Here is a 25778-nt window from a genome sequence, read left to right as displayed (position 1 = left end):
CCAAGGGTATCGGCCTAGCCTGAACAATATCTGAAACCGACTGGAACCGTCATGCAAGACGCCCCCGCCGAACAACCCGAGATCCCGATTGAAGAAGAGGCCGGCCCCCTGCCCTGGAAGGAATTGATGCCCCATTTCGCCCGCGGTGTGGTCATCCGCGTTGCGCCGGAGCTGGACCTAATCGAAGTCGCCCGCGCATTCCGCGACGATGCAACTCACCAGGTGAGTGAGTGGCTGGCCAAGGACCAGGTTGCACGCGCATCGGATGACGATGCCCGACGCTGGGCCGCCAACGACCCGATCTTCACCGCTATTGTCGCCGCCCCCTGGGTTCTCGCCCAGGAGCGGACTCCAGCTCACTAGACGGCCACCGTGGCAGTCTCACTGGGCATCACTGGCGAGACACTGGAGCGACTGATTCAGGCCGCACGGGAATTCCATGCCAAGGAGGATGTGGTGTTTCCCGACACCGGGCCCGAAGGCAGCGACGACGACTGGGCAATGCAGATTCTTGCCGACCACTCCAGCGACCTGACCTTGCAAGAACTGGAGGGCACGCTGCGCGACCTGGGGCCCGAACAACAGGCCGAGTTGCAGGCCCTCAGTTCGATCGGGCGCGGCGATTACAGCGTCACGGATTGGGATACCGCCCTACAGGACGCACAGGACGATTGGAGCGCGGACACCGTGCACTGGTTGCTGACAAACCCGCTGATCGCCGATGAGTGGGCCGCGGGTCTCGAACAGATCGAACGCGAAACCTGAGGAGGCGCCGATGTAAACGCGTTATCCCAGCTCTTCGGGATCAAAGCGCACGGCAATACCGCCGTCCATGACCCGCACCACCTGGGCCTTCACTCGTGGTGCCTCGCCACCATCTCCGAGCACGCCGAACACCTGCAGCATCAACTCGTCGTCCGAGGCCAGCTTCATCAAGTGGCCTACGCAGGTGTTTTCCGGGTCGTCCCATTCCAGAAACGCACCCCCACCTGAGATGTCGTTGGTGGTCAGGGTCACCTTGTCCCCGGTCTCGCACTCGGCCACCACCTCGACGGTCATCGGAATCCGTGGATGACGTCGTCGCTCTCCTGTCATGGTGCTCCTCCTGGTGACAGATACCTTTTCAATGTATCGAAAAGGCGCTTTCTCTGTGCTATACGAGATCCATGATCGTTGGTTTATGCGATCAGGCGCAACTATCGGGCTTGAACCCGTTGGCGCAAACACAACCCGGATCTCAACACCGGGCCAAAGGATGAAGGCAGTACTCCACAGCTGTCGGTCACAAAAAGCCACTTCTAACGGAGGAGTCCGTTGCAATGAAGAAATCGCATTTGTACCTGGTGGGGCTTGCCGCCTCTCTGGCGATGGCGGGTACTGCTACCCAGGCCTTCGCCGACGACGAAATCACCCGAGGTCAGTTGATGGCCGCCTCCTGTAAAGCCTGCCACAACGCGGCCGGCGCCGAGGAAGGCGTTCCTGATCTGGCCCGCATTCCCGCTGGTGTCATCGAAAGCCAGATGAAGGCATTCCGCGACGGAGACCGCGACGCGACGATCATGGATCGTCACGCCAAGGGCTATTCCGACGAGGAAATTGAAGCGATGGCCGGCTACTTCAGCCGCTTCTGATCAGGGGGATTCACATCATGCATGACTTTACACGACGCAATTTCCTGAAGGTCGCGGGCGTTACCAGCGCCGCCGCCTTTGCCGGTATCGGCTGCGCAGCCAACGGTACGCGCGGTGCCGATCGCGCCCACGTAGTGGTCGTCGGAGGTGGCTCCGGAGGGGCCACCACGGCGAAGTACCTCAAACAGTTCTCGCCCAACCTTCGGGTGACGCTGATCGAGCCGAATGCCACCTATTACACGTGTTACGGCAGTAACTGGGTGATCGGCGGTTTCGCCAACATGGACTTCATTGCCCAGAGCTACGACAACCTGCGCGACGACTACGACATCGAAATCGTCGAAGATCGCGTTACGGCGGTGGACGCCGATGCCCGCAGTGTGCGCCTATCCGGTGGCGACAGCATCAGCTACGACAAGCTCGTGATGTCCCCGGGTATCGACTTCAAGTACGACGACATGCCCGGAATCTCGGAGTCCGACGCCGAGCGAATCCCGCACGCCTGGAAGGCGGGCTCGCAGACCGAGCTGCTACGCTCGCAACTGCAGGACATGCCGAACGGCGGCGTGTTCGTCATGGTGGCTCCGCCGAACCCGTTCCGCTGCCCGCCAGGGCCGTACGAGCGCGTCTCGCTGGTCGCGCACTACTTCAAGCAAGAGAAGCCGCGCTCCAAGATCATCATCCTGGACCCGAAGGATGGCTTCTCCAAACAGGGCCTGTTCGAGGAAGGCTGGAACGAGCATTACGGCGACATGATCGAATGGCGGGCCGGTTCCGACGGCGGTCGTGCCGAGGAAATCGACGTCGACAACATGACCGTCAGGGCCGACAGTGGCTTCGAACGCGTGCGCGCCGATGTCCTCAACTTCATCCCCGCCCAGCGTGCTGGGCAGATCGCCCATGACGTGGGCCTCACCAACGATGAAGGCTGGGTCCCGGTCGATCAGCTGACCTTCAAGTCGGAGATGGACGACAACATCTATGTCCTGGGGGATGCCAGTGTGGCGGGCGCCATGCCGAAGTCCGGCCACTCGGCCAACAACCAGGGCAAGATCGTGGCCGCGGCCATCGTCCGCGAGTTGTCCGGGCAGGAGCCGATCAATCCGTCGTCCGCCAACACCTGCTACAGCCTGGTCACGCCGGACTACGCCATCAGCGTCGCCGCGGTCTACCAGTACAAGGACGGAGCACAGGCCGGGGTCGACGGATCCGGCGGGGTCAGCCCATCGGGTGCGAGCTCTAGCTTCCGGGAACGCGAGGCCAACTACACTCGCGCCTGGTATGCCGGCATCACCCGCGACATCTGGGGCTAATCTCCAACGCTCCAACACGGAGCCACACCAAACGGCGCCTCCGGGCGCCGTTTTTTTTGCTCACCACGGAGGACACAGAGCGCACGAAGAAAGACAAGGCTTGAGGCAGTGCAGGGCCAGTCGAGCGCGTGACGTCATGAGGAACGTACTGGAGCTGGAGGGGTATGGTATTTCGGTAACCGATGCGATTCGCGGCGAGAACGCGGTCTCGCCCTCATCTAACGCCATTCTTGGTTTTTCTCCGTGCCCTCTGTGGTGCGAACGAACGCACTTGACCTTCTTCGTGCCTTCGTGAGCTTCGTGGTGGATACCCCGGGTCAGGCATTGAGGTCGGGGATCAGGCGGCTGCGCAGGCGCTGAATGGAGTCCTTCAGCTGGAGCTTGCGCTTCTTCAGGCGCTGGATGGCGAACACATCCGGCGAGGGCTGCTCGTGCATCACGGCGATGGCAGAGTCCAGGGCCCGATGTTCGGCCTCCAGCTCGGCCAGGCGTGCGCGAATCTGACTCTCGGTTTCCAAGCCGGCCCCCAGTGGTTCCATGAAGTGGTGGCCGTGCTCCGGGAGACACCCCGCGTGGCCATTCGGATCGTCAAACCCGTATGATCGCAGACCGTCCCCGGCGGGACCATAGCCAGCCCTCATTCATCCGGAGCCCACCCAATGGCAATCCACAATACGCCACTGACCATACGAACCCCGCGGGGCATCCGCCTGGGTGGCGTGTTGGTCGCACCCGAGGGGGACGCGGTTCGCGGGCAGGCCTGTATCGCCCACTGTTTCGCCTGCTCCAAGGACTTCCCGGCTACTGTGCGTCTGGCGCGCGCCCTCGCCGAGGAAGGCATCGCCACCCTGCGGTTCGACTTCATGGGGCTGGGCGACTCGGAAGGGGAATTCCGCGATAGCACGTTGGAGACGTATTGCGAAGACCTCCACTCCGCAATCGAGGCCCTGGAGACCTACACGGGGCAGCACACCAACCTGCTGATTGGACACAGCTTCGGCGGCGCCATGGCGATCTATGTGGGAGCGCAACGCGAGACGCTGGACGGGATCGTCACCATCGCCGCCCCCAGCCGCCCCGGCCATGTGGCCCACCTGTTCGGCGATACCGCAGAGGAGATCCGCCGCGAGGGTTCCGCCCGCATCACGATCGGCGGGCGCCCGGTCGAGATTGGACGCGCCTTCATTGATTCGATTGAGGAGCCCACGCTGGATACCGCGCTAGAGACCCTCGAACAGCCACTCCTGCTACTGCATGCTCCAGGCGACACGGTGGTCAGCGTCGACCATGCCCGCAAGATCTTCCAGCAGGCCCAACACCCCAAGAGCTTCGTCGCCCTGCACCAGACCGACCACCTGCTCTCGCGCCCCGAACACACCCGCTACGTCGCCGGCCTGATCCACGCCTGGGCCACTAACCTGCTGGACTAGACCCGGCACGGAAGGAGCCCCGTGGGAGCCTGCTTGCAGGCTCCTGCATATTCCGGGGCCTACCAGTAGTTCTCGGTAGTGATGTGCCCCGGCTTGCGGCGGCGGTTCTTCTCCAACCCACGCTCGCGGAGCATGGCGGAGGTATCCTTCACCATGTCCGGGTTGCCACACAGCATGACCTGGGAGTGTTCCGGCGTAATCTTCAGCCCCGCATGGTGTTCCAGGCGCCCTTCAGCGATCGCACCCGGCACACGCCCCTCCAGCCCACCGGGAAACGGTTCGCGGCTGACGAACGGGATGTACTGGAACTGCTTGTCGTCGCGTTCCTGGAACTGCTGGATGGTGTCCTGGTAGGTGAGTTCTTCGACCTGACGCACGGCGTGGATCAAGCGGATGTTCTCGAAACGCTGCCAGGGGGCTTCAGTCTTCAGTATGGACAGGAAGGGCCCCAGAGCGGTCCCAGTGGACAGCAGCCACAGGTCACGGCTGTCGGGCAATTCATCCAGGGTGAAAAACCCGTTGGCGCGCGGCATCAGCTCGACCGTGTCCCCCGGTTCGAGTTGTACCAACCGGTTGGACAGCGGGCCATCCGGCACCGTGATCAGATAGAAATCCAGCGGGCTTTCACCCGGCGCGTTCACGTAAGAATACGGACGGGCCACGGGTTCGCCGTCAATCTCCAGGCGCAGGCGGTTGAACTGCCCCGCCTTGAACGGTTCGACCTCGGCATCCACGCGCAGCGAGAACAGCCGATCCGTCCACTGCTTACGCTCCTGTACGACACCGGTCACCCAGCCCATATTCCTTACTCCATTACTCGGGTATTATTGAAAAGCCTGCTGGCGCGGCCGGAAGGTTTCAAGCACCCCCGACCGAAGCCGTATAATTGTCGCAAATCCTTCAACTGGAGCAGTCATGGCCCGTACCCCCTCGCAGATGATCGAACTCGGCACCGAAGCGCCGAACTTCTCCCTGCCGGATGTCGTCTCCGGCGAGACCATCAGTCTCGACAGCTTCCCCGATGCGAAAGGCTACATGATCGCCTTCATCTGCAATCACTGCCCGTTCGTACAACTGATCCGTCATGAGTTCGCGCGCTATGGTCGTGAATACTCGAACAAAGGCATTGCGGTGATCGCGATCAACTCCAACGACATCCAGGCCGTGCCGGACGACGCCCCGGACAAGATGAAGGACGACGCCCGCCGCTTCGGCTACCACTTCCCCTATTGCCTGGACGAGGACCAGTCCGTCGCCAAGGCCTATCATGCGGCCTGCACCCCGGACCTGTACCTGTTTGACGCCGATCGCAAGCTCTTTTATCGCGGCCAGTTCGACGAGACCCGTCCCGGCTCCGACAAGCCCGTGACCGGCCGTGACCTGCGCGCCGCCAGCGACGCCCTGCTCGCTGGCCAAGCCGCTCCCGAGCCGCAGCACCCAAGCTTGGGCTGCAACATCAAGTGGCGCCCCGGCAACGAACCCGACTACTTCGGCTGAACAGGACGCCCCGCTTGAAACGAGGACGACCCAAGGGGCTGGACCGGTGGGCCCGCCCCTGTGGGAGCGGGCCTGCCCGCGAATGGCCCCGCCCTCATCAGCCAACAACCCAGGCGTTCGCTACCGCGCGCCACCTGCCGCACCGAACCCCCGGATGATGGTCGCCAGATGCCTCCCAGCAACGTAATCGACGGCCCCCGCGTCGCCACCTGGCGCTGCCCATCCTGCCAGGAGTCGGTGCCCCGCCTGTTGCCGAACGGCGAATCCAACCGCATCCCGATTCCATTGGAGCGCATGGCGCTGCCCGATACCACGGTCCGCCAGGCCTGCGAACGCGTGCAGGGGCTACGCGCGCCGGAAATCTGCTACGCCTGCGACCAGGCCTTTCAGGAATTACTCGGCACACTGGTACGACCGCCCGCCGAGATTGGCGATGCCCGGGGCGAACCCGGCCTGAACGACACCGGCATCATTGGCACCCTGCTGCCGATCGCCGACCAGGGCAGCCAGATCCTGATCTTTAACGTGATCAGCGAGGAACTGCGCTGCACCGAGATCGAACGCCTGGTCAGCTTCAACCCCGACCGCCTCACCTACCCCGGCTCGCGCGGCGCCATCGCCCCACGCATCTGGCGACTCTACGAAGATCACCTGGCCAAACTACACGCCCGCGCTCCGACGCCCTACACCCCCGACTAGGGGCCTGTGGGACCCGGGACGGATCGGCGTCCCACCCCGCGTACACACCAACAGGGAAACTGGGCTCGTCATCGCGTGACATGCCGCAGTGTGGACAGCCCCGACGCGGAGCCACGCAACCCTCAGCGGTTGCGTCCGGAGATGGCCGCGGCCCTGACGGGGCCTCGCCATGACGCGGACTGCGAGAAGCATCGTCATCGCGAGGCGCGCAGCGCCGTGGCGATCGGTCGGAACCAACCCGGGCGCGCCCCACGCATCTGGCGGCTCTACGAAGATCACCTGGCCAAACTACACGCCCGCGCGCCCACGCCCTACACGCCGGAATAGAGCACAGCGCCCGACACAGGCCCGCGTCGTCGCGAGGCACAGTGCGCCGTGGCGATCGCATCGGTGGCTGGCACCACGGGATCGAATCAGGTGGCCGATGAACACGACTGCCGCGGCCCCGAGGGACCTCGCAGTGACGGACTTTTTAATCCGTCATTGCGAGGCGCGCAGCGCCGCGGCGATCTCTCCGGCCAACCCCATCCGCTGTTAACGGGACTACGCGTCGACTACGCGCAAACCGTTACGCATCATCGGTCTCTTCATCGGCACGATCACCGGCCGCATCCACACGCGCAAGCATGCGCATCCCCCCCACCATGCAGCGCAGGGCCTCAAGGGTCTGCAGATCGAAGTCGGCCCCGGTCTCGGCAGGCAATCGCCAGTACTTCGGACGACAGGTCGCCGGACGCGCTGCAGGCATGCGGCGGGCCGCCGCCTCGTCGACGGCCACCAAGAGGTCGGCCCATGCCAGATCGTCCTCCGTCACCCCATCCATGGCACGTCCGGGACGCACCTCAATCCAATCCTCGAATTCATCCGCAGAGGCCAGCTCGGCGACGCGCGCGGCGCGAGTATCCGGACGCTCGGACGCCACCAAAAGGCGTGCGCGGCGCTTAAACATCTCCGACGCTCCACAAGCCCATTTGTCGCCGCGCCACCACAGGCCGCAGGCTGTAACGCATATCCCGATCTCGGAGAACGGACACCATGGCCCACCTCGACTGGTCGCAGTATCCCGCGAATGAACTCAAGCTCGTCTACAGCACGCTGCACGCGCAGCTCACCCTGGAGCCCGAGCTGATGGATTCCGAACTGATGGCCGACCTGCAAACCCACCTGCAACAGGCCGCGAAGGCCGACGGCGTGGACGTCTCCACCCACTCCCAATGGGCCGCCTGGCTCAACGACCGCTAACCTCTCAGGAGCCTCCACCCCACCGTAGGAGCCTGCTTGCAGGCGAAGCCCCTGCCCACGCCCGACTCCGGCAGGGCTTCGCCTGCAAGCAGGTCCTACGGGGACGTCGCTCAGGCGTCGCCTGCGGTCGCCTTGCGGTGTTCAGCCGCGAAGTCGAGCATGCGCTGCGTGGCCACCAGGGCCTTCTGGCGCGCGGCCTCGTCGACGAAGATCTCATTCTTCGCCGGCTCCCCGGTGTCTTCCAGCGTTTCGGCCAGGGCGACCAGATCGTTCATGGCCATCCACGGGCAATGCGCGCAGCTGGTACAGGTCGCGCTATGGCCACCGGTGGGGGCCTCAATCAATGTCTTGTCCGGAGCCGCCTGCTGCATCTTGTAAAAGATGCCCTTGTCAGTCGCAACGATGAATTCCTGCTCCGGTCGATCCTTCACCGCCGCGATCAACTGGCTGGTGGAACCCACCACATCGGCCAGATGGATCACCTCGCGTGGCGACTCCGGATGCACCAGCACGGCTGCGCCCGGATGGCGATCGCGCAATTCCTCCAGCGCCCAGGATCGAAATTCGTCGTGCACCACGCAGGAGCCGTCCCACAGCACCATGTCGGCGCCGGTAGTGCGGCGGATGTAGTCACCCAGGTGCTTGTCCGGCGCCCACAGGACCTTCTTGCCCTGGTCGCGCAGGTGCTCGACCAGCGGCACGGCGATGCTGGAGGTGACGACGTAGTCGGCCTGCGCCTTTACGTCCACCGAGGTGTTGGAATACACCACCACCGTGTGGTCCGGGTACTGGGCACGAAACTTCGCGAATTCCTCGGCCGGGCAGCCGAGATCCAGCGAGCACTCGGCCTCCAGCGTGGGCATCAGCACGCGCTTCTCCGGGCTCAGAATCTTGGCCGTCTCGCCCATGAAGCGCACCCCGGCGACCACAAGCGTCTCGGCCGGGTGCTCCTTGCCGAAGCGTGCCATTTCCAGAGAGTCCGCCACACAACCGCCGGTCTCGTCCGCCAGACGCTGCAAGGATTCATCCACGTAGTAATGGGCCACAAGCACTGCGTTGCGCTCGATCAACAGCCGCTTGATGCGGCGCACCAACTCATCGCGCTGAGCATCGGTCAAAGCGTGCAGCGACGCCGTTACGTGAGCCGTACTAGGCACTTGGAAGATCGGTTTTTCGGCCACCGGTGTGGTCATGGGTCCTCATCACCCCGGCATAGGGGCAAATTATCGTTAGCTAATAGTACGACAGGGCTCAGGGCGCTGTCGTTCCTACACATTTTGGGGGCGCCGCAACGTATCCCAACCGCCCCGCCTATAATGCATCCGCCATGACCGAACTGAAGCAACAATACAAGGCGATGACGTTCGAGGAGCGCATGGACCTGGCCCTCTCCGCGGACCTCGAGGACGGCTGGCGCCCCCTGCTGGTGCGCGACCAGCATGCGCAGGTAAAGGCCTACTTCTCCCGCCGCATGGACCTGACACAGGAGGAAGTCGCGCTGCTGCTGGCCGACCCCAACCAGACCGTGCGCCTGAACTGCGCCAAGCGCCCCGACCTGACACCGGAACAGGTCGAGGCCTGTGTGAACGACCGCGACCCCAACCTGCGCTACTTCGTCGCGCGCAACCCGCTGCTCACCGAGGCCCAGCGGGAACGCCTGATGGACGACGAAGACGAACTGGTACGCATCGCGGTGCGCAAGGGCCCGAAGAAACGCGGCACCCGTGCCCGCCCCGGACAAGCCGAGATGATCCGTTGACCGAGACCCCGCCCGAGAAACCGAAACGCCCGAAGCCCTCCGGACGCCGCCGCGCGCTGTCCTGGGGTATTCAGATCGGCCTGGCGCTGGTGATCTTCCTGGTCGTACGCGCCTGGATGGCGCGCGACATGGTCGAGGGCCCGGCCCCCGAGTTCGAGGCACAGCTACTGGATGGCACGCCGGTAACGCTCGCCGACTACGCGGACGAACCCATGCTGCTGCACTTCTGGGCCACCTGGTGCCCGATCTGCCGCCTGGAAGAAGGCGAGATCGTGCGCCTGTCGCAGAGCCACCCGGTACTCACGGTGGCCATGCAGTCCGGCACGCCCGAAGAGGTGCTGGACCACCTGAACGAACGCGAACGCGAGCTGGCCGTCGTCAACGACCCCCAGGGCGCCCTGGCCGCGCAGTACAACGTCCGCGGCGTACCCGCGACCTTCATCATCAACCCCGACGGCGAGATCGTCTTCCGCAAGCAGGGCTACGCCCCGCCGTTCGAACTCCGCCTGCGCCTCTGGCTCGCCCGCTGGCTGTAACAGCCTCCAGCAAACGGTGCAGTTCGCTGCGCTCAGTGCATCCTACGCGCCGCAATCCAACCGTAGGATGCAGTTGAACGGAGCGACACGCATTACCCCCCAACGTGCTCCCCCGGCTGGTACCGAGCAGCTCCCATAAGCGTCCATCAACGATGGTCCGTTCACTTGCTATGGCTCACGCCGAATCGTACATTATCCCGTACATGTACAGATCCGAGCCCAAGGGGTACTCCATGGACGCCATTAGCTACACCGCAGCGCGGAGCAATCTGGCCAAGACGATGGAACAGGTCTGCGAAGACCATTCCACGATTATCATCACCCGCAACAAAGCACCCTCCGTGGTCATGATGTCACTGGAAGACTTTGAGGCGCTACAGGAAACGGCCTACCTGCTTCGGGCACCAGAGAATGCTCGGCGCCTGCTTGCCTCGGTCGCCGAACTGGAGCAAGGGGGAGGCAAGGAACGGAGCCTGGAGGAGTGAGGCTACTCTTTGCTGAACTTGCCTGGGAGGACTATCTCTACTGGCAACGACACGACAAGAAAACCCTTCGCCGCGTAAACGAGCTCATCAAGGCCATCCAGCGCGATCCGTTTACGGGCATCGGGAAGCCCGAACCCCTCAAGCACAACCTTGCCGGCTACTGGTCCCGCCGGATCGATAGCGAACACCACATCGTATACAAGGTGGACGACGGAACCCTGCTGATCGCGCAGCTCCGCTACCACTACTGACCGGAAGCATCGGATGCGCCAACGTTCGCGACCAAGCGAACGGTGCAGTTCGCTCCGCTCAGTGCACCCTACGCTCAAGAAACCCCTCGTAGGATGCGGCTGAGCGCAGCGAAACACATCAAAATGATCGTGGCCGGCAACCCAGCTTCTTGACCACCAACGCACTTTAGTTACACTTCAAAGTGTAACCAACGGAGGCCGTCATGGAGGCTACCACCAAGGACATGCGCCTGCACAGCCGCGAGTTGCTTGCCGCCGTGGACCGAGGGGAGGAGATCGAGATCACCTACCGGGGCCAGCTGCGCGCCCGACTTGTCCCCTACCGGGCTCGCAGTGAAGCGACCCAGGCGCGCCCCGCACATAACCCGCTGTTCGGGCTCTGGCGCGACCAAACCGGCCCGGTCGACGAACACATCCGCCGGATCCGGCAGCCCAGGGAGTTTGATTGATGCTAGTGGACACGGATGTCCTGATCTGGAATCTGCGCGGGAATCAGCGAGCCAGCGAATGGCTCGACAGCTCGCCGGGATTCACAGTGTCCGCAGTAACCTACATGGAACTCGTCCAGGGGCTGCGCGACCAGACCGAATTCCGCGCGCTGCGCCAGGCCGTCCAGTACTGGGACGCCCGCATCCAGCCGTTAAGCGAAGCCATCTCGAACCGCGCAACCTTCCTTGTCGAGACCTACGCCCTCAGCCACAACATGCAGATGGCCGATGCGCTGATTGCGGCGACCGCCACACAGCTGGGTCTGCCACTCGTCACGGCCAATGATCGGCACTATCGGCACATCGAGGGCCTGGAGATCCACCTGTTCCGACCCGAATAGCGGCCCCTTCACTCCGACCGTAGGATGCCGTTGAGCGAAGCGAAACGCATCGCTCCCACGAAGACTCGGGAAGGGTGCCTAGCCTGTGATTATTCACCACAGAGGACACAGAGGGCACGGAGAAACCCTTCGACATTGCATTTCCCCGAAGATGGGGAGAGCGAAAGCAGGTGAGGTTCGAGGGGGACGGTCGCCACCTCCTGATCCTGATCCGTTTCGTGTGGCTAGACGTGCCCCCTTTGAAACCCGCCCTGCGATCTTCTCCGTGCCCTCCGTGCCCTCCGTGCCCTCTGTGGTTCATCCCGACACTGCAGACCGCCGGGAAGCCGTGCCTCAATCGTCCAGCTCGCGCAGGACGCGGAAGCCCAGGTTGGTATCCATCTCGTCGATGTTGCGGCGGCGCCGGGCGGCGCTGCGGGTATTCACGGCGGCATCGAACCAGGAACCGCCCTTGGTGACCACCCACTCGTTGTCCGGATCGCGACGGTAGACGCCATCGCGCGGCAGGCTGGCATGGCTGTCATGCCATGGCGTGGAGGTGAACTCCTGCACATTGCCGTGCATGTCGTACAGCCCCCACAGGTTGGGCTGAAAGCTGCCCACATCCAGCGGCCGCGACAGCGGAAAGCACGCCGGGATGTACCACTTCCGCCGCTGGCGCCGCTCCTCGTACGGGAACAGCGAATTGAAGTGCACGTCGCGACACCCCACCACTTCGCCAAAGGCAAACGGCGTGCGAGTGCCGGCACGACAGGCGTATTCCCACTCCGCCTCGGTCGGCAGGCGATAGCGCTTGCCCGTCTCCTCGCTCAGCCAGTCCAGGTACTGCCGGATGCTGTCCGGCTTGATATTGAAGATCGGCATGCGCGGCGTGCTCGGCCACACCAGCCAGTCCCAGGGCTCCCAGCCGGTTGCCGCCTGGAACGCCTCCCACTCCTCACGCGTAATCGCGTAGCGCCCCAGGGCGAAGGGTCGCTCCAGCGCCACAAAACGCCGCGGTGCCTCATGCGGCTGATGGCCGTACTCCGAGGCATCCGAACCCATCTCGAATTCTCCGGGCGGGATCACCTGCAGCTCCGGCGTCGGCGCCCCGGAACGGGCCTCGTCGCGAAACGTGACGCCCAGCCTTGCCGCGCGCGCCGCCTGCTGCTGCAGATCCAGCAGATCCGCCTGATCCATCCTCTGCACGTCCTTCACCATGGGCCTGCTGACCTCCTGATCTTTCTGCGCCCCGCACACACCAACAAAACCCGTCATTGCGAGCGAAGCGAAGCAATCGCCTGCCTGAACCCAAGCGCTTCTTCGCCACCCATCTCAACCGGCGGCTCGAACCACCCGGCAGTACAGCCAACACGATAGCGCGCCCTGCCAACGGCGCCGCCATCCTGTAGGCAAGCGCCAACGCCCGAGGTTCGCCCGCGCGCAGTGCCGCTTGCACCCGTCAAGCTGACATTTTACGCTCAAGCCCTTGTTTGGACTCAGGGAGGAGTCGAACATGTCCTGCTCGCGTGGCTTCACGTTGGTGGAGTTAATGGTCACCCTGCTGGTGGCCTCGATCCTGCTCGGCATCGGGGCACCCGCATTCGGCAACCTCGTCGAACAGACCCGGCTCACCACCACGACCAACCAGTTCCTGACCACCCTGCACATAACCCGCAGCGAGGCCATCCGCCGTGGCGGCCTGGTCACGCTGTGCACCTCAACCGACGGCGCCACCTGCACCGACACAAGCTGGGACGCTGGCTGGATCCTCTTCGCCAATCCGGGCCGCTCCAACCAGCCATCCGACCCTGACCGCATCTTGCGCGTGGGTAACGACTGGACCAACCCGAGCATCGCGGTCACGGGCAATCAGCCCGTCAGCCAGCACATCTCCTACAACCCCCTCGGCCAATCCGAACGCCTGTCGGGTGCGCTACTGATGGGCACCGTGTCGATCTGTGCCGACTCGAGCGAAGGCCGCGCCATCGTCATCAGCAGCGCCGGCCGCCCCCGCGTCGCAACCGCCGACTGCACCTGAGCCCGGGCTCCACCCCGCAGAATTCCCGTCGACTTTGGTGGCTCTGCCTCGCCCGCGGACACCGCTCGTGGCCGCGATTCGACCACTAACCCGGTCGGGCCTTGCAGTACCACCGCTGCGTGCTTATCACTAGAGTCACGGAAACCCGAACGGCTGACGCCCAATGACCCGACCCCACGGATTCACGCTCGTCGAACTGATGGTCACGATTGCCGTAGCGGCGATCCTGATCACGATCGCGGTGCCGGGATTTCAGGCTTTGGTGCAAAACAACCGCGCCACCGCTCTAGCCAATCAGTTGACTACGGCGATCAACCTGGCGCGCAGCGAGGCGATAAGGCGTGGTGAGGTCGCCTCGGTATGTACAAATGACTGGGAGGATGGCTGGTGGGTCGAGCCCAGCGCTGGCTGCAACGCAGCCGCCGCGGATCGCTTGCGTGTCTGGGACGCCCCACCGGCCCGGTCGGTCATTAACGCGGGCGGAGAGACTTCGGTGAGTTTTGGCCCCATGGGCACTAGGGCGGACCAGAATGCAATCACCTTGAACGTGCACGTCGAGAATTGCACAGGCGACCGGGCCCGCATCCTGCGTATTTCCCCAGGTGGTCGCGTAGGCGTAGAACGCACCGCCTGCCCCTGAAGCCAACGGGATTACGATCATGCCGAACACTCCATCAACATTGACCAGTGCTCAAGAGCCATTCTCGGGCAATCAACGGCGTCACTCCGGCGTGACCCTGATCGAGGTGATGGTCACAGTGCTGGTCTTGTCCATTGGGCTCATCGGCCTCGCGAGCCTTCAAGGGAACGCGCTGAAGGCCAATCACAGCGCCTACATGCGTGCCCAAGCCACCATTCTCTCGTATGACATGCTCGACGTGATGCGTGTCGACCGGCGCGCCGCACTGCAAGAAGACTACGACGGGACCTTTACCGCACCCCCCGCCGGTAATGACCTCCCATCTAGCGAACTAAACCGCTGGATCACCGATATCCAGAACACGCTTCCCGCTTCCCAGGCGGCGATAGCGACAGACAGCAGCAACAACATCGTCACAATTTCCGTGACCTGGGACGACACCCGGGGCGAAGAAACGCCCGAAACCTTCACTCTGCGGACGCGCCTGTAACCATGCCCGATAATCATTCCAGGACAACGAAGATGATCGGGGCGCCGGGTGTCAGAAAGGTGCGCGGTCTCACCCTTGTGGAGCTCATGATCGCCCTGACACTCGGCATACTGCTGATCGGTGCGGTTATCAGCGTCTTTATCGGAACCAGCCAGACCTACCGCACCCAGGAGGCAATGAGCAAGGTTCAGGAAACCGGACGTTTCGCGGTCGAGATCCTTGCTCGTGACATTCGGCAGGTCGGATTTCGTGGCGCTTGTATGCCCGGAGCCGAGGTCAATTCCCTTCTCGATCCGAATGGTACCGGCTATGACGACGAGCTCTTTGATTTCGAGACCGGTTCACTCGTGGGATGGCACCAACAGGCGGGGCCACATGCTGGGTCGATGAACGGTTATGTCGCCGGCACCGACACCCTTCTAATAAAAAAATCTTCGAGCATGGACGTAAACCCCTCTGGCAACACGCCCGAAAACGCGGCAACGGTCAACCTCAATAGCCCTAGCGGCATCGCACGCGAGCAGCTCGTCGTCATTAGCGATGCTGATTCCTGCGACATTTTTCAGAACACGGCTAATTCAAACGCCAATACTGTCACTCGGGGCGCCGCGAATATGGCTCCTGGAAATCTCAACCCTGGCCAGAACAACCTCTCCAAAAGTTTCGATGAGACTTCTCAGCTGTTCCGTTTCGAACCGCGCCTATACTACGTCGGCGCCAGCACCGCCGACCCGGAACAGAATTCGCTGCGCCGACTGGACTTTGGTCTGGGGTCCGCCAATGACCAAGAGCTGGTCACCGGTGTTGAGGACCTCCGAATCCGCTATGGGGAGGACACTAGCGGGGACGGGCGCATAAACAGCTTCCGCACCGCCGATGCAGTAGCCGACTGGGAAGCGGTGCGAGCGGTCCGGGTCATTCTGATCGTCAACAGCACCAACACCGAAAACGTCGTCGACACGCCTCAGCAATTGGCGATCGATGGCGGCACATGGACCGCACCGGATCGCCGACTTTACCAGGTCTTCACATCCACAATTGGCCTGCGCAATCGTCTGGACTAATCAACCATGAACCATCATTTCGGCTCACATTCCACTTGTTCGATTACTCGCCGGCAAAACGGCTCTGCGCTGATCGTCGGTCTGATTTTGTTGCTGGTCGTGACGATCCTGGCAATTGCCGGCATGCAGGACACGCTGCTTCAGGAACGCATGTCCGGCAACTGGCACGACCGCAACCTCGCCTTTCAGGCCAGCGAAGCCGCGTTGCGCGAAGGCGAGACCTGGCTTGATGCTTCCATCGCCAACCGCCAGGTGGCCGAGGGCCACGATCGTTTGCAGGCTCCGAGAGCCTGGGAAGGTGCAAATGCCCATGGCACTTTGGACTTGTCCAACTCCGAAGTTGCGCTGGCGGAGGCGGCCTCTTACTACGTCAATCCGCCGTCCTACAGTCGCGTCCCGGGCCAAATGGACATTGCGGAGCCCGAGTGCGACCGCCAGTTTCCCGTTTACAGCCACGGCGTAGGCGGAACCAGTAGCGCGCGTGTGACTCTTGAGGCTTCGGTCAGACCCCGAAACAGTGGCTTGATCCTATGTCCGCCGGACTGGGGAGGCTGAGTGATCATCTTTTACTCCATTTTGATTCTGCATGTTGCTTGATAGCCGAGGATACCTCATGACTTCCCTTAAACCATGCAGTCTTCCGCGATATCGGCAACCTCTCGCCGCCGCGACGCTGGTGACGTTTGCGGCACTTGCAGGTTACTCGCCTCAGGCCGCAGCCGAACTCGACGTGGCTCAGCAGCCCCTTTTCTCCTTGCAGAACGTCCCGGGCAGCCTGGTTCTCACACCTTCGGTCGAATGGCCGACTATCAACAGTGTTGCAAACCTGGGTGGCTATTCGGAGGCGTCGGAGTATGCAGGATATTTCGATCCCAACAAGTGCTATCAATACTCATACGATGTAGACGAATCCCAACGCCACTTCTTCCCGGTCAGCCAAACATCGAACCGCCGATGCACGTCATCTGGCGCACCCTGGAGTGGAAACTTCCTCAATTGGGCGGCCACACAAACCGTCGACCCATTCCGATCGGCTCTTACCGGGGGCTACCGAGTTCGTGATACTCCTACCGAAACGTGGCTTGAGAAGGCACGCCACACTGGACAGGGTGGCACGAATATTTACCCTAATCGGCGGCTTCCGGACAGCGGGACTGATGGCAATGTCCTGGCAGGAGCTACACCTTTCGGCGCATACGGATGGATGCGCATGCGCATTGAGGGGCTCGGCAACCAAATGCGGTTCCGCCTTCAAAACAATGGCGTGAATCACAATGTCACTGCTTACAATCCAACTGAAACCGTTACCGGTGACCATGCTTATGAGGTGAGCGTCAGGGTCCGTGTGTGCGTCTCGGGTTTGCTTGAAGGCAATTGTCAGCAATATGCGAACGGCTGGAAGCCTGAAGGCACCTTGCAAGAGTATTCAGACCGGATTCGTTACAGTCTGTTCGGGTATGTAAATGACCATTCCCGGCTGCGCGATGGCGGGGTGTTGCGAGCCAAGCAGAAGTACATCGGGCCAATGAAACCAGACGGCGATGGGGGCATGACAAACAACCCCAGGGCGGAATGGGATGAGAACACGGGAGTGTTGACCCGCAATCCTGATAGTGACTGGGCAAGCGAAACTGGTGCCTCGATACAGGATAGCGGAGTCATCAACTACCTGAACAAGTTCGGGCAGATGACCACCCGCCCCCACAAAAGTACGGATCCGGTGAGCGAACTTTACTACGCGGGACTGAGGTACCTTAAAAATCAGGGGAACGTGAGTTCCTACTCCTCGTTGACATCTCTGGAAGATCCTGGTTGGAGCGCCTATGAAGTCGCTGACGGCTTCCCTGTGATCACGGATTGGGATGATCCCGTTGAGCACTGGTGCCAGCCCAATACCATCTTGGGCATCGGCGACATCTACACTCACCGCGACAAGAACCTCCCAGGAAGCTCGTGCTCCAGAGACGAGCCAAGCACTCCGGCGGAAGTTAGTTCCGACAACACCGTGAACGTGGTGACGGAAACCAACCGGGTCGGCCAAATGGAGGGCATAGGGAACATCGGCAACACATGTAATTTTACGGGGCGCGAGAATTCGGCGTACATGGCCGGGCTGGCCTGGCATGCGAATGCGCACGACATCCGCCCAGACCTGGACGGCGGACGTACGAGCGCCTCTACTTACTGGGTGGATGTGCTTGAGGCTCAGTCCCTCGAGGGAATGTCACGTAACCAGTTTGCACTCGCTGCAAAGTACGGTGGCGCTCGCCTGCCACAGGACTTCGATGCGGACGACTGGGGCACTACACCCCTGCCTGACGACTGGTGGCACCGAAACGGCGAAACGCTGACGCCCTTTGGTCAGGGAGGCGGACAGGCCTCTTTTATGAGACCAGACAACTTCTTCACCGCTGGCGAGGCCAACTCGATGGTGGAGAGTCTGGAGCGGGCGTTCGAAGCCATCTCTCTCGAGCTTGCCGGCACCAGCACCGCGGCAGCTGCGAGCTCGGCGATTCTGCAATCCGATACCTTGCTATACACGGCGGGATTTCGATCGGAAGACTGGTCCGGCACTCTGACCGGCCGGCCGCTCGATCAAGACGGCAATGTCGCAGCGCCAGGTTGCCCCGAGTGCTGGGATGCAGAGACGGCTCTCGCCAGCCAGGCCGCGGGAGACAACCGCCGCATCTTCACCAGGAGCGCCGCAGTAGGGCAGATATCGGGTGCTGGCGGGGGAGTGGAGTTCCGCGCAAATAACCTCCATGCCGATCAGCGGGAGGCCCTCGATTACAGCTCGGATGGCGACAATGACAATCGCGGTGATGACCGGGTAGCGTGGCTACGCGGTCAGGAGCAGGATGGCCTACGCAGTCGCATAGGCTCTGGCGCACCGCGCCTGCTGGGCGACATTATCAACTCCGACCCGGTCTTCGTAGACGGCGTACTGTTTGTCGGGGCCAACGACGGGATGCTGCACGCCTTCGACGGTGATACGGGCGAAGAACTGTTCGCGTACATCCCGAGCAAGCTCTTGCTTCCTGAAGGGGGCGAGGATTTTGCACCTCTATCGCGACTTACGGCGCTGGATTACAACCGTCACCATCGGTATTTTGTTGACGGAAAGCTGGCCGTCCGCGAGGTCCATGATGGCACCAATCTAAGGACCGTTCTGGTTGGCTCACTCGGCGCCGGCGGACGGCAGGTTTTCGCGCTGGACGTATCCGATCCCGCGAACTTTTCGCCCAGTGACGACGTCCTCTGGGAATTCTCGCATGATGAGCTGGGCACCTCGATCGGAACCCCGCAGATCGCGCGCACGCGCCCGGATGGAGATTGGGCCGCATTCTTTGGCAACGGCTATAACAGCGCGTCTCAAGAATCCCGCCTATTCGCGGTCGACCTGTTCGACGGTAGTCTCACGGCGAGTGTCTCCACCGGTGAAGGGGACGTTGATGCTCCCAACGGTCTTGCCGCACCGTTTATCACGGACTGGCCGGGAGTGGACTTGCGCGCCAACCGTGCCTACGCAGGAGATCTGCTCGGCAATCTCTGGGTCTTTGACCTTACCAACATCAATAGCCCCTCGGTGCGCTTACTGGCCCGGGCGACCGCCCCGAACGGGACGGCCCAACCCATCACCACACGACCCATCGGCCAGATCCTGGATCAAGGTCGCGCCATGATCTCGTTCGGTACCGGTTCCTATATTTTCGAACCGGATGCCGATGATTCACAGATTCAGAGTCTTTATGGCGTAGTGGACTCGATATCACCCCCGAGCGAACCGGCTGACAGATCGGACCTGTTCAGGCAACGGATCGAATTTCAGGAGACCGTACAAACCGCGAGCGGCCCTCAAGAAGTCCGTGTGCTGTCCGATGACCCCGTGGACTTGACCGAGTACAGAGGCTGGATTATTGATCTCGATCGTGACAGTCGAGAACGCGTGATCTCCGGGCCGGTGACACTCGGGCGAGAAGAGCAGCGGGTTCGCTTTTCCACCTTGATCCCGGATGAAGATCCGTGCGGTAGTGGCCGGCGCGGTTTCTTCATGGACTTTGATCTGCGCACTGGCGGCCAACTGCAACAACCCGTGTTCGATCTAGACCGAGACGGCGTGTTCGGCGACTCCGATCGCGTACTCGTCAACGGCGAACTCCAGGCTCCTAGCGGAATTAGTGTGGGTACTGGCGAACGCATCATCACAATCCAACGCCCCGAAACCGCGAGCACCCCCTCCACAGATCGGACGCAATTGGCTTGCGACGGTGAAGGCAATTGCGAAATCGTGAGAGACGATGATCAGCAACTCGGCCGCATGAACTGGCAGCAACTGCGGTAGTCGGCGCGCTCACATGACCCGTGAGACCAACCTGATTGCTGTTGCTGCGCTTGATAACTTCCTTTTTCAACTCTTGCAAGGAACTGGGTAGTGCGAGTTACTAAATGGGCGAAAGTGGGGAGGGTCGGTTGTCGTACTCGTGCGGTGGATCGACCCAAGCCCGAGAGACAGGCTGCCGAGCATGACAAACTGTGATGAAAGGAACGGCGAAATGAACCAATCAAACATTCATCTCGCAGGGACCGGGATCAAAGAGCGCGGTCATCGGGTACAAGGCTTCACGCTCATCGAGCTCATGATCGTGATCGCCATCATCGCCATCATCGCGGCAATTGCCTTTCCAGCCTATGGCCGTTTTGTTGAACGCGCCCAAGTCTCCGACGGGAAGGCTGGCTTGACGCAGGCAGCGCAGCGCATGGAACGCTGCTTCACTTCAGAGATGACTTACGACAACTGCACGATCGCGAACGAATCTCCGGAAGGCTATTACTCGCTGACCATTACCTCTGCAGACAACAGCACCTTCTTGATTACCGCAAACGGTGAAGAAGGACGAGTCCAGACTGGCACCTGCAGCAGCATGACCGTCAATCACCAGGGCGCCCGCACACCAACAGACGATTGCTGGTAGGGCCTACAGATCGGGGAAACGGGGACAGATTTATTTTCGGACCGGGACAGACCAACGGGAAACGGGGACAGATTTATTTTCCGTCTCCATCCCTCCTGTTTTCCTCAGCCTTGCGCGGCTTTCCGATACGTTGCGTCTGGTAGCTGGCACTCAAGCCTTGTTCGGAGCCTTTCTACAGCCGCGCCTTCCGCGCGCGCGCCGATAGCCCATGGAGGTCCCGGATGATCGCTTCGCTGTTTCCAGGATGACGCCGTTTAGAATCGCGTGGCCCTGGGATCCGAGATCACGAACCCCAAATAACAAACTCCGCTCGCGCCCCAGACAACCGCGCCCACGCACCTAATCAGCTCGTTTCAAACAGCTCAAGGCCCGCCTCGGGCGTAACGACACGCCCCGGCGCAAATGGCCGTTGGACCAACAGCTTGTCGCCCGTCACCAGGATGCTGCGCGGGTGGCAAGCCAGCAGATCCCACAGGTGAGCATCTCCGGCATCCGGAGCCGAAATCGATGTGGGGCTCGGCTCACGCCAGATCGCATTGGCGACCAGTTCGGTCACCAAATCATCGATATGCGAGTCCGAAAGGCCATGCAGCCGAACCAGCGACGGCCGCAAGAGAACCCTGCGATATTCGGATATCAGGTCAGGCGAAGTCAGGAAAGGAAAATGTCCCGCCAGCATCCCGTCCAAGACACGGCACACGGGTGAGCGTGGCGCACTGGACAGAAGCCCCGCCACCACAACGTTGGTGTCAACCACCAGCGTCCACGGCTTCATCGGCCGCGCTCGGAACGGGTCTCCTCCAGCGCTCGAGCCATGGCATCTTCTTCGCTTAGCGCTGCGCGCTTCCGAGCCGAGGCCACTAAGTTCCGCGCTTCGCCACGGGTACGAATCCCGCGATAGACCAGGCTCTCCTCGATAATCGAGGCGATGGAACGGTGCTGCCGCGCCGCCGCCTCTTTCAGGGCCTGATGCAGCTGGTCGTCCAGGGTGATTGTTAATCGGCTCATCGAAGCACTCCTGACGGGCTTAATAGTAGACACCAAAACACCATAGCACCGGATGAGAGTGGGGGCTAGCCAGAGGACCGCCGCCCACCCAAGGAGACCTCCGGTGCACCCCGCCCGGAGCCTGCTCCGGAGCGCCCCCCCTCAGCGCGCAAGCTAGTGCCAAACACCATCGAGTAGCAGGGGCTGGGGGTCTACCTTTGGATTTCGCAGGGCCTCGGGAAACGGGGACAGATTTATTTTCCGTCTCCATCCCTCCTGTTTTCCTCGGCCTTGCGCGGCTTTCCGATACGTTGCGTCTGGTCGCTGGCGCTCAAGCCTTGTTCGGAGCCCTTCTACAGCCGCGCCTTCCGCGCACGCGCCGATAGCCCATGGAGGTCCCGGATAATCGCTTTGCGATTCCCAGGATGACGAAGATCGAGGCTCCAGCGGACCAGACACGAAAAAGCGCCCGGCGGATGATCCGACCGGGCGCTTCTTTTTGCCTTGCCCACTGGCGGGGCGTTGGCGTCGGCCTTACGCCGAGGCGGCGCGGGAGGCCTTCTTGCGTTCGTGCTCGAGCAGGAACTTCTTGCGGATGCGCAGGCTTTCTGGGGTGACCTCGACGAGTTCGTCTTCGTCGATGAACTCGATGGCCTGCTCCAGCGTCATGCGGATCGGCGGGGTGAGCTGGATATTCTCATCGGTCCCGGAGGCGCGCACGTTGGTAAGCTGCTTGGCCTTGAGCGCGTTCACGACCAAGTCGTTCTCTCGCGAATGCAGGCCGATAATCATGCCCTCGTAGACCTCTTCGCCGGGGCCGATGAACAACTTGCCGCGACTCTGCAGGTTGAACAGGGCGAAGCCCGGCGCCTGGCCGGCGGCGTTGGCGATCAGCACGCCGTTCTGGCGCGCGGCCACGGCACCCGGCTGATAGGGACCGTAGTGGTCAAAGATGTGGTGCAGGATGCCGGTGCCGGAGGTGGCGGTCATGAACTCGGTCTGGAAACCGATCAGTCCGCGTGACGGAACGATGAAATCCAGGCGCACACGGCCCTTGCCGTCCGGAACCATGTTGGTCATGTCGCCGCGGCGTTCGCCGAGCTTCTCCATGATCGTGCCCTGGTGCTGCTCTTCGACATCCACGGTAACCGCTTCGTACGGCTCCTGCTTCACACCGTCTACTTCCTTGATCACCACCTCGGGACGCGCGACGGCCAGCTCGTAGCCCTCGCGACGCATGTTCTCGATGAGGATACCCAGGTGCAGTTCGCCACGACCGGACACCTTGAACTTGTCTGGATCCTCAGCCGGCTCCACTCGCAGCGCGACATTGTGCTTGAGCTCTTCCTGCAGGCGGTCGCGCAGGACGCGCGAGGTGACGTACTTGCCCTCTCGTCCGGCGAATGGCGAGGTATTGACCTGGAAGGTCATGCTGACGGTCGGCTCGTCGACGGTCAGCGGCTCCATCGCCTCGACATGGTTCGGGTCACACAGCGTGTCGGAGATGAAAAGCTCGTCCATGCCGGTGAAGGTGATGATGTCGCCGGCGTTGGCCTCGGTGACTTCCACGCGCTCCAGGCCGTGGAAGCCCATGATCTGCAGCATACGGCCATTGCGTACGCCACCTTCGCGGTCCACTACCTTGACCGGGGTGTTCGGCTTGATGCGACCACGTTTCACACGGCCGATGCCGATCAGGCCCTGGTAGCTGTTGTAGTCCAGCGAGGAGACCTGCATCTGGAACGGACCGTCGGCGTCAACGTTCGGCGGCGAGACGTGCTTGACGATGGTCTCCAGCAGGCAGGTCATGTCGCCTTCGGTGACACTGGAATCCAGGCCGGCGAAGCCGTTCAGGGCGGAGGCAAACACGATGGGGAAATCCAACTGCTCGTCGGTCGCACCCAGGCGATCGAACAGGTCGAACACCTGATCCACTGCCCAATCGGGACGCGCGCCGGGGCGGTCAACCTTGTTCACCACCACGATCGGCTTGAAGCCCATCGCGAAGGCCTTCTGGGTGACAAAGCGGGTTTGCGGCATCGGGCCGTCCACCGCATCCACCAGCAGCAGCACGGAGTCGACCATCGACAGCACACGCTCGACCTCGCCACCGAAGTCGGCGTGTCCGGGCGTGTCGACGATGTTGATGCGGTAATCCTGCCACTCGATGGCCGTGTTCTTGGCCAGAATGGTGATCCCGCGTTCTTTTTCGATGGCGTTCGAATCCATGATCCGCTCGCCGTGGTCACCGCGGGCGTCGAGCGTGCCGGACTGGCGCAGGAGCTGGTCAACCAGCGTGGTCTTGCCATGATCGACGTGGGCGATGATGGCGATATTACGAAGCTTCTCGGTCATGGAATACGAACTCTAGATACTGGCAAAAGGGCCGACACTATACAGACTTATGCGTGTCCGCGCTGTGACTTCCACGTTTTATACGCAGCCTCCGCGCTCGCGCCTCCCCGCAACCCCCAGCCAAAGCGATTCCGCCCCGGAACTACCGGCCACCTGAGCCCTGTGGCCAAGCCACTACGGCACCCCTCGAACTGATCGCTGACAGCACACTGGCCTCCGTTGAATGCACGTAGTGTTCGTGCTACTCATTTTCACGTGAGCCGTGAGGATTCAGCATGAAACAGAACATTACCCTGTCCCTCGACAAGCAGGTACTGACCGAACTGAAGGTCATCGCGGCCCGTCGTTCGACTTCGGTCAGCCGGCTGCTGACGGAGGAACTGGAGCACATCGTGGAACGATCCGAACGGTATGAGCGTTCCAAGCGCGCGGCCCTGGCCGCCCTGGACAAGGGCTGCCACTTCGGCGGCGAACGCCCGGATCGGGACGCGCTGCATGAGCGATAAGGTCTTCGTCGATACCAACGTCCTGCTCTACGCGCACGACCCAGGGCAACACTGATCAATGTACGCACTCGCGTTGGCACCCCAGGTTTTCCGAGACAAGGCGCGGTGCGCAGCCGGTAGTGGTTCTACCGGCAAGGGCCGCAACGCAGGATCGGGGAACCTGGGGTGCCAACCCCGCAAGCCATTGAGAGCAGGGGCTCGGCCGCTTTTGCGCGAGAACGGCGTTGCGGTTCCTTTGTGCAGAATGACTGCACGGCAGTCACCGCGCCTTGTTCGCACGCAAAAGCGACTCGAGCGCGAGCGTGTACATGGATCAGTGTTGCCCTAATGCGGGCGACCGGCACCGACGCGCCGCACAAGCCATCCGCCAGCTTTGGGATACGGGTGGGGCGGTCATCAGCATCCAGGTGCTACAGGAGTTTTACGTCAACGTGACTCGCAAGATCGCGGCCCCTCTCCCGCTTACCGAGGCGCGCCGGTTGATCGAGGCCTACCGGGCCTGGCAAGTGGAGTGCCCGGATACAGAGGCCATTCTCCGGGCCTCCGAGATCCAGGAGCGGAACCGCCTCTCGTTCTGGGGCGCGATGATCGTGGCGACCGCTTTGCAGGGGGGCGCGACGATTCTCCTATCGGAAGACCTGAACCACTCCCAGGTCATCGAAAGCATCCGCGTCGAAAACCCGTTCCTGCATTAAATATGCTCCCCGGACGCGTCTCCGGCCTGAGCATCCACCCGGGTCATCGAGGGGGGCAGGGTAGCCCGGGTAAAGGTCGGATCCGGGGTTGCGGCGCCATGTTCGGGCGGCCGCGCGGAGGATCAGGGCCTGGGGTCTTCTTCCGGCGGCGGGAACTGGAGGTGGAAACCCTGTTCCTTCAGATTGGCGAGGACCTTGTTCGGGTCCTCCTGGGCCAGGGTACGCTCCGGAGTCAGATCGAACTCCAGGGCGAACTCGAGACGCCCCAGCGCCAGCACCACGCCTTCGGGCAGCTCGGAAAAGTCGTCCTTTTCGGGCAGATAGACGTACGTGTCGGCGCGCTTGGTGGCGCGGTAGACGTAACACTGCATGGGGT

34 protein-coding genes are annotated in these 25778 nt (G+C 62.2%); 24 read left to right on the top strand and 10 right to left on the bottom strand.

Going from position 1 to position 25778, the window contains the following annotated elements:
• The first annotated feature begins 51 nt into the window (after positions 1 to 51).
• Positions 52 to 363 (top strand): DUF2288 family protein, encoded by a 312-nt coding sequence (locus D002_RS0108490; protein ID WP_018141493.1) that lies wholly within the window; start codon positions 52 to 54, stop codon positions 361 to 363.
• 9 nt (positions 364 to 372) lie between these two features.
• Positions 373 to 765, top strand: a complete 393-nt coding sequence (locus tag D002_RS0108485) for a DUF3775 domain-containing protein (protein ID WP_018141492.1) — start codon at positions 373 to 375, stop codon at positions 763 to 765.
• A 21-nt stretch (positions 766 to 786) separates the two neighbouring features.
• Here D002_RS0108485 and D002_RS0108480 read toward each other — a convergent pair whose 3' ends face one another.
• Complete coding sequence (locus tag D002_RS0108480) at positions 787 to 1095, bottom strand: PilZ domain-containing protein (RefSeq protein WP_081610839.1); 309 nt, start codon at positions 1093 to 1095, stop codon at positions 787 to 789.
• Between the two features lie 224 nt (positions 1096 to 1319).
• Here D002_RS0108480 and D002_RS0108475 point away from each other — a divergent pair, with 224 nt between their 5' ends.
• Both D002_RS0108475 and D002_RS0108470 read left to right on the top strand, forming a co-directional pair.
• Positions 1320 to 1631, top strand: coding sequence for a c-type cytochrome (locus D002_RS0108475; protein WP_018141490.1), 312 nt, complete (start codon positions 1320 to 1322; stop codon positions 1629 to 1631).
• A 17-nt stretch (positions 1632 to 1648) separates the two neighbouring features.
• Positions 1649 to 2944, top strand: coding sequence for an FCSD flavin-binding domain-containing protein (locus D002_RS0108470; protein WP_018141489.1), 1296 nt, complete (start codon positions 1649 to 1651; stop codon positions 2942 to 2944).
• Positions 2945 to 3261: 317 nt separating this feature from the next.
• On the opposite strand, the gene D002_RS0108465 is transcribed toward D002_RS0108470, so the two are convergent.
• Positions 3262 to 3462: a YdcH family protein gene (locus D002_RS0108465; protein ID WP_026181616.1), complete on the bottom strand. Its 201-nt coding sequence runs from the start codon at positions 3460 to 3462 to the stop codon at positions 3262 to 3264.
• Between the two features lie 141 nt (positions 3463 to 3603).
• On the opposite strand from D002_RS0108465, the gene D002_RS0108460 reads away from it, so the two are divergent.
• Positions 3604 to 4374: a S9 family peptidase gene (locus tag D002_RS0108460; protein ID WP_018141487.1), complete on the top strand. Its 771-nt coding sequence runs from the start codon at positions 3604 to 3606 to the stop codon at positions 4372 to 4374.
• Positions 4375 to 4433: 59 nt separating this feature from the next.
• Here D002_RS0108460 and D002_RS0108455 read toward each other — a convergent pair whose 3' ends face one another.
• Positions 4434 to 5174 (bottom strand): ferredoxin--NADP reductase, encoded by a 741-nt coding sequence (locus tag D002_RS0108455; RefSeq protein ID WP_018141486.1) that lies wholly within the window; start codon positions 5172 to 5174, stop codon positions 4434 to 4436.
• A 115-nt stretch (positions 5175 to 5289) separates the two neighbouring features.
• Between D002_RS0108455 and D002_RS0108450 the strand changes: the two genes are divergently transcribed.
• The 3 genes from D002_RS0108450 (at position 5290) to D002_RS0108440 (ending at position 6897) form a co-directional block, all read left to right on the top strand.
• The gene (locus tag D002_RS0108450) at positions 5290 to 5871 is read left to right on the top strand and encodes a thioredoxin family protein (protein WP_018141485.1); all 582 of its coding nucleotides are present in this window, start codon (positions 5290 to 5292) and stop codon (positions 5869 to 5871) included.
• A 168-nt stretch (positions 5872 to 6039) separates the two neighbouring features.
• Positions 6040 to 6570, top strand: coding sequence for a hypothetical protein (locus D002_RS0108445; RefSeq protein WP_018141484.1), 531 nt, complete (start codon positions 6040 to 6042; stop codon positions 6568 to 6570).
• Between the two features lie 75 nt (positions 6571 to 6645).
• On the top strand, positions 6646 to 6897 hold the full coding sequence (locus D002_RS0108440; protein ID WP_231362938.1) for a hypothetical protein: 252 nt from the start codon (positions 6646 to 6648) through the stop codon (positions 6895 to 6897).
• 241 nt (positions 6898 to 7138) lie between these two features.
• On the opposite strand, the gene D002_RS0108435 is transcribed toward D002_RS0108440, so the two are convergent.
• Positions 7139 to 7519, bottom strand: coding sequence for a hypothetical protein (locus D002_RS0108435; protein ID WP_018141482.1), 381 nt, complete (start codon positions 7517 to 7519; stop codon positions 7139 to 7141).
• Positions 7520 to 7605: 86 nt separating this feature from the next.
• Between D002_RS0108435 and D002_RS0108430 the strand changes: the two genes are divergently transcribed.
• Positions 7606 to 7812 carry a hypothetical protein gene (locus D002_RS0108430; protein WP_018141481.1) on the top strand — a complete coding sequence of 69 codons (207 nt, stop codon included), beginning with the start codon at positions 7606 to 7608 and terminating at the stop codon, positions 7810 to 7812.
• A gap of 110 nt (positions 7813 to 7922) precedes the next feature.
• Here the strand turns inward: D002_RS0108430 and nadA are convergent, their stop codons facing one another.
• Complete coding sequence (gene nadA / locus D002_RS0108425) at positions 7923 to 9005, bottom strand: quinolinate synthase NadA (RefSeq protein ID WP_018141480.1); 1083 nt, start codon at positions 9003 to 9005, stop codon at positions 7923 to 7925.
• Positions 9006 to 9139: 134 nt separating this feature from the next.
• Between nadA and D002_RS0108420 the strand changes: the two genes are divergently transcribed.
• From D002_RS0108420 to D002_RS0108395, 6 genes are all read left to right on the top strand, one after another.
• Positions 9140 to 9571, top strand: a complete 432-nt coding sequence (locus D002_RS0108420; RefSeq protein WP_018141479.1) for a hypothetical protein — start codon at positions 9140 to 9142, stop codon at positions 9569 to 9571.
• Positions 9568 to 10107 carry a protein disulfide oxidoreductase gene (locus tag D002_RS0108415; protein WP_018141478.1) on the top strand — a complete coding sequence of 180 codons (540 nt, stop codon included), beginning with the start codon at positions 9568 to 9570 and terminating at the stop codon, positions 10105 to 10107. Before D002_RS0108420 ends, D002_RS0108415 begins: the two co-directional genes overlap by 4 nt.
• Positions 10108 to 10340: 233 nt before the next feature.
• Positions 10341 to 10592, top strand: coding sequence for a type II toxin-antitoxin system Phd/YefM family antitoxin (locus tag D002_RS0108410; protein WP_018141477.1), 252 nt, complete (start codon positions 10341 to 10343; stop codon positions 10590 to 10592).
• Positions 10589 to 10843, top strand: coding sequence for a Txe/YoeB family addiction module toxin (locus D002_RS0108405; RefSeq protein WP_018141476.1), 255 nt, complete (start codon positions 10589 to 10591; stop codon positions 10841 to 10843). Before D002_RS0108410 ends, D002_RS0108405 begins: the two co-directional genes overlap by 4 nt.
• A 203-nt stretch (positions 10844 to 11046) precedes the next feature.
• Positions 11047 to 11292 (top strand): type II toxin-antitoxin system Phd/YefM family antitoxin, encoded by a 246-nt coding sequence (locus D002_RS0108400; protein ID WP_018141475.1) that lies wholly within the window; start codon positions 11047 to 11049, stop codon positions 11290 to 11292.
• On the top strand, positions 11292 to 11672 hold the full coding sequence (locus tag D002_RS0108395) for a type II toxin-antitoxin system VapC family toxin (RefSeq protein WP_018141474.1): 381 nt from the start codon (positions 11292 to 11294) through the stop codon (positions 11670 to 11672). The genes D002_RS0108400 and D002_RS0108395 overlap by 1 nt, the downstream gene beginning before the upstream one ends.
• Before the next feature lie 333 nt (positions 11673 to 12005).
• Here D002_RS0108395 and D002_RS0108390 read toward each other — a convergent pair whose 3' ends face one another.
• Positions 12006 to 12872, bottom strand: coding sequence for an SUMF1/EgtB/PvdO family nonheme iron enzyme (locus tag D002_RS0108390; RefSeq protein ID WP_018141473.1), 867 nt, complete (start codon positions 12870 to 12872; stop codon positions 12006 to 12008).
• Between the two features lie 295 nt (positions 12873 to 13167).
• Here D002_RS0108390 and D002_RS0108385 point away from each other — a divergent pair, with 295 nt between their 5' ends.
• The 7 genes from D002_RS0108385 to D002_RS0108355 all read left to right on the top strand — a co-directional run bounded on the left by D002_RS0108385 (position 13168) and on the right by D002_RS0108355 (position 20859).
• Complete coding sequence (locus tag D002_RS0108385) at positions 13168 to 13692, top strand: GspH/FimT family pseudopilin (RefSeq protein WP_018141472.1); 525 nt, start codon at positions 13168 to 13170, stop codon at positions 13690 to 13692.
• Between the two features lie 163 nt (positions 13693 to 13855).
• Entirely contained in the window at positions 13856 to 14332 is a 477-nt protein-coding gene (locus D002_RS0108380) for a GspH/FimT family pseudopilin (RefSeq protein ID WP_018141471.1), read from the top strand.
• A gap of 19 nt (positions 14333 to 14351) precedes the next feature.
• Positions 14352 to 14822: a type IV pilus modification protein PilV gene (pilV, locus tag D002_RS0108375; protein WP_196800111.1), complete on the top strand. Its 471-nt coding sequence runs from the start codon at positions 14352 to 14354 to the stop codon at positions 14820 to 14822.
• 2 nt (positions 14823 to 14824) lie between these two features.
• On the top strand, positions 14825 to 15886 hold the full coding sequence (locus D002_RS0108370; protein ID WP_231362928.1) for a PilW family protein: 1062 nt from the start codon (positions 14825 to 14827) through the stop codon (positions 15884 to 15886).
• Between the two features lie 6 nt (positions 15887 to 15892).
• Positions 15893 to 16441 (top strand): PilX N-terminal domain-containing pilus assembly protein, encoded by a 549-nt coding sequence (locus tag D002_RS0108365; protein ID WP_018141468.1) that lies wholly within the window; start codon positions 15893 to 15895, stop codon positions 16439 to 16441.
• A gap of 58 nt (positions 16442 to 16499) precedes the next feature.
• The gene (locus tag D002_RS13855; protein ID WP_231362927.1) at positions 16500 to 20228 is read left to right on the top strand and encodes a pilus assembly protein; all 3729 of its coding nucleotides are present in this window, start codon (positions 16500 to 16502) and stop codon (positions 20226 to 20228) included.
• 211 nt (positions 20229 to 20439) lie between these two features.
• Positions 20440 to 20859 carry a type IV pilin protein gene (locus D002_RS0108355; protein WP_018141466.1) on the top strand — a complete coding sequence of 140 codons (420 nt, stop codon included), beginning with the start codon at positions 20440 to 20442 and terminating at the stop codon, positions 20857 to 20859.
• Between the two features lie 343 nt (positions 20860 to 21202).
• On the opposite strand, the gene D002_RS0108350 is transcribed toward D002_RS0108355, so the two are convergent.
• The 3 genes from D002_RS0108350 to typA form a co-directional block, all read right to left on the bottom strand.
• On the bottom strand, positions 21203 to 21634 hold the full coding sequence (locus D002_RS0108350) for a putative toxin-antitoxin system toxin component, PIN family (RefSeq protein ID WP_018141465.1): 432 nt from the start codon (positions 21632 to 21634) through the stop codon (positions 21203 to 21205).
• On the bottom strand, positions 21631 to 21867 hold the full coding sequence (locus D002_RS0108345) for a ribbon-helix-helix protein, CopG family (protein WP_018141464.1): 237 nt from the start codon (positions 21865 to 21867) through the stop codon (positions 21631 to 21633). The genes D002_RS0108350 and D002_RS0108345 overlap by 4 nt, the downstream gene beginning before the upstream one ends.
• Before the next feature lie 513 nt (positions 21868 to 22380).
• Positions 22381 to 24201 carry a translational GTPase TypA gene (gene typA / locus D002_RS0108340; RefSeq protein ID WP_018141463.1) on the bottom strand — a complete coding sequence of 607 codons (1821 nt, stop codon included), beginning with the start codon at positions 24199 to 24201 and terminating at the stop codon, positions 22381 to 22383.
• A 275-nt stretch (positions 24202 to 24476) separates the two neighbouring features.
• On the opposite strand from typA, the gene D002_RS0108335 reads away from it, so the two are divergent.
• Positions 24477 to 24707, top strand: coding sequence for a hypothetical protein (locus D002_RS0108335; RefSeq protein WP_018141462.1), 231 nt, complete (start codon positions 24477 to 24479; stop codon positions 24705 to 24707).
• Positions 24708 to 25015: 308 nt separating this feature from the next.
• Positions 25016 to 25402 carry a PIN domain-containing protein gene (locus D002_RS0108330; RefSeq protein WP_018141461.1) on the top strand — a complete coding sequence of 129 codons (387 nt, stop codon included), beginning with the start codon at positions 25016 to 25018 and terminating at the stop codon, positions 25400 to 25402.
• 122 nt (positions 25403 to 25524) lie between these two features.
• Here D002_RS0108330 and D002_RS0108325 read toward each other — a convergent pair whose 3' ends face one another.
• On the bottom strand, positions 25525 to 25773 hold the full coding sequence (locus tag D002_RS0108325) for a YcgL domain-containing protein (RefSeq protein WP_018141460.1): 249 nt from the start codon (positions 25771 to 25773) through the stop codon (positions 25525 to 25527).
• Positions 25774 to 25778: the final 5 nt, after the last annotated feature.

Source organism: Thioalkalivibrio sp. ALJ7 (assembly GCF_000376865.1).
Taxonomy (GTDB): domain Bacteria; phylum Pseudomonadota; class Gammaproteobacteria; order Ectothiorhodospirales; family Ectothiorhodospiraceae; genus Thioalkalivibrio.
The sequence above is the reverse complement of the archived record's forward strand: the minus strand, read 5'-3'. Positions and strand labels throughout refer to the sequence as shown.